The organism is Blastococcus atacamensis, from assembly GCF_002938425.1.
GTDB lineage: Bacteria > Actinomycetota > Actinomycetes > Mycobacteriales > Geodermatophilaceae > Blastococcus > Blastococcus atacamensis.
The window spans coordinates 1-3,103 of sequence record NZ_POQU01000148.1; the positions used below are offsets into that span (position 1 = coordinate 1).

The window sequence follows — 3,103 nt, forward strand, 5'->3', positions numbered from 1 at the left end:
GCGGAGGGCCGAGCACCGTGACCACGGCCGCACCGGAGCGCGCCGCGACGGCGCCGGCCCCGGGCACCGCCCCCGCCCCGCCGGGCACCCGGCGCCTGGCCGTGGGCGGACGGTCGCTGCTGCTGGACCGCCGGGCGCTGGTGGCCGGGTCGGTCCTCGCCGCCCTCGTCGTCCTGACCGTCGCGGTGAGCCTGGCCATCGGCACCGCCTCGATCCCCCTCGGCCGCACGCTCCCGGCGATGTTCGGAGTGGGGGAGTCCCGCGACGTCCTGCTCGTCCAGCGGCTCCGGCTGCCCCGGGTCGTGGCCGGCCTCGCCGTCGGCGCCGCCCTCGGCATCGCCGGTGTGCTGCTGCAGACCCTGGCCCGCAACCGGCTCGCCACCCCCGACACCGTCGGCCTCAACGACGGCGCCACCGCGTTCGCGGTGGCCAGCGTGGTCGCCGTGCCGGCGACGATCGCCCCCTCGGCTTTCGCGCTCGTCGGATCGGCCACCGCGGCGGCCCTGGCCCTCGGGCTGGCCGGGGGAGCGGGGCAGCGCGGCTACCGGTTCCTCGTCGTCGGCCTCGGGGTCGGCGCGACGCTGGGCGCGATCACCCAGCTCATGCTCGCGCGGGCCCCGATCGACGAGGCCAACCGCGCCTTCCCCTGGACCGTCGGCAGCCTCAACGCCCGTGCTCCGGGCGCCGTGGCCGCCCTGGCGATCTGCGTGGCCGTCACCCTCCCGCTGGCGGTGCTGCTGGCCCGTCAGCTGCGACTGCTGCGACTGGCCGACCCGGTGGTCATCGCGCTCGGCCAGCGGGTGTCCCGGATCCGCCTCGCGGTCATCGCCGTCGCCGTGGTCACCGCCGGACTCGCCGTCGCCACCGCCGGACCGCTGGGGCTGGTCGCGCTCCTGGCCCCGGAGATCGCCCGCAAGGCGTCCGGCCCGCGGGTCGTGCCCGTCCTCGGCGCGGCCCTTGCCGGCGCCCTCGTGGTCCTGCTCGCCGACCTGCTCGGGCGCACGGTCGCCGCGCCCATCGAACTGCCCGCAGGCATCGTCACCGCCGTCATCGGCGGCCCGTACCTGCTCTGGCTGCTGCTGACCACCCGGACGAGGAGGATGCCGTGAGCACCGTGGAAGCACCCCCGCCCCGGACCGGCCCCGTCCTGATCCGGGAGAACACCGTGGCCGAGACCGCCCAGTTGTCCACCGAGCGCCTCGACGTCGGCTACGACGGCACCACCGTCGTCCGGTCGCTGGACCTCACCCTGCCCCCCGGGCAGGTCACCGCCATCGTCGGGCCGAACGGCTGCGGCAAGTCCACCCTGCTGGGCGCCCTGGCCCGCGTGCACGCACCCCAGGCCGGTGCGGTGCTGCTCGACGGCCGCGCGCTCGCCGGGCTGCGCCCCCGGGACGTCGCCCGCCGCATCGGTCTGCTCCCCCAGCAGGCGGAAGCGCCCGACGGGCTCACCGTGCGCGACCTCGTCCGCTACGGCCGCCACCCGCACCAGGGCCTGCTGCGCCAGTGGACCCCCGAGGACGCCGCCGCCGTCCACCGCGCGCTGACCGCCGCCGACCTGCTCGAGCTCGCCGATCGGCCCCTGGACACCCTGTCGGGCGGTCAGCGGCAGCGGGCGTGGATCGCGATGGTCGTGGCCCAGGAGACCGCCGTCGTGCTCCTCGACGAACCGACCTCCGCCCTCGACCTCGGGCACCAGCTCGAGGTGCTCGACCTCGTCCACGACCTGGCCGCGGCCGGACGGACCGTCGTCCTCGTGCTGCACGACCTCTCCACCGCCTGCCGGCACGCCGACCACCTGGTCGCCATGCGGAACGGCGTCGTCGTGGCCGAGGGCCGCCCGGCGGAGGTGGTGACCCCGCAGCTGGTCCGCGACCTGTACGGGGTGGAGGCGACCGTGCTCACCGACCAGGTGGCCGGCACCCCGGTCGTCATCCCGATCCGCCGCGTCGCCGAGGGCTGATCCGGCGGGTTGACATCCGCCCACCGCGGGCAGGAGCGGGGCATGCACAACCAGACGCTCCGCGACCTGACCGTCTCCGCCCAAGGCCTGGGCTGCATGGGGATGAGCGACTTCTACGGCAACCGCGACGAGGACGAGGCGGTCCGCACGATCCACCGGGCGCTCGACCTCGGGGTCACCTTCCTCGACACCGCCGACATGTACGGCCCCTTCACCAACGAGCGGCTGGTGGGCCGGGCGATCGCCGGCCGCCGCGAGGATGCCGTCGTCGCGACGAAGTTCGGCAACGAGCGGCGCGAGGACGGCTCCTTCGTGGGCATCAACGGCCGGCCCGAGTACGTGCACAGCGCCTGCGACGCCTCCCTGCAGCGCCTCGGCGTGGACGTCATCGACCTCTACTACCAGCACCGCGTGGACACGTCCGTGCCGATCGAGGAGACCTGGGGCGCCATGGCGGAGCTGGTCCAGGCCGGCAAGATCCGGCACGCGGGCATCTCCGAGGCCGCGCCGGAGACCATCCGTCGCGCCCACGCGGTGCAGCCGATCACCGCCGTCCAGACCGAGTACTCGCTGTGGACCCGCGATCCGGAGGAGGACGGCGTGCTCGCCACGTGCGCCGAGCTCGGCATCGGCTTCGTCGCCTACTCGCCGCTGGGCCGGGGCTTCCTCTCCGGGCAGATCCGCAGCGTCGACGACCTCGCCCCCGACGACTTCCGGCGGCACAACCCGCGGTTCCAGGGAGAGGCCTTCGAGCAGAACCTTCGGCTGGTCGAGCGGGTGCGCGAGATCGCCGAGGAGAAGGGCGTGACGGCCGGGCAGTTGGCGCTCGCCTGGGTGATGGCGCAGAGCGGACGGCACGGCGTTGCCGTCGTGCCGATCCCCGGGACCAAGCGGGTGTCCTACCTGGAGGAGAACGCCGCGGCAGCCGACCTCGCGCTCTCCGACGACGACCTCCGGCGCCTCGACGAGGCCGCCCCCGCCGGAGCGGCCGTGGGTGACCGGTACCCGGACATGTCCACCGTCCACCGCTGAGGAAGCACCACCCCGCAGGCTCGGCGCGGGTCCCTGAAGAGCGGCCGCCGCCGCCCCCTGCGGCCGGGCCGCACGGGGCGGCGCGGGAGAATGGTCGGGTGCCCCAGC

The 3,103-nt window shown here is 75.5% G+C and carries 3 protein-coding genes; all 3 read left to right on the top strand.

Annotation, left to right across the window (positions count from 1 at the left end):
- The coding region (locus C5508_RS19060; protein WP_332872208.1) for a FecCD family ABC transporter permease at positions 1-1,109 on the top strand (1,109 nt) is incomplete at its 5' end.
- Positions 1,106-1,963, top strand: a complete 858-nt coding sequence (locus C5508_RS19065; protein WP_232797304.1) for an ABC transporter ATP-binding protein — start codon at positions 1,106-1,108, stop codon at positions 1,961-1,963. The genes C5508_RS19060 and C5508_RS19065, both read left to right, overlap by 4 nt.
- A gap of 42 nt (positions 1,964-2,005) precedes the next feature.
- A complete protein-coding gene (locus C5508_RS19070; protein WP_104526480.1) occupies positions 2,006-2,995 on the top strand; it encodes an aldo/keto reductase in 990 nt (329 codons plus the stop codon).
- The last annotated feature ends 108 nt before the right edge of the window (positions 2,996-3,103 follow it).

Excerpts from the sequence above, each read along its gene's own strand:
- C5508_RS19070 (WP_104526480.1), top strand. The coding sequence starts at position 2,006 with ATGCACAACCAGACGCTCCGCGACCTGACCGTCTCCGCCCAAGGCCTG.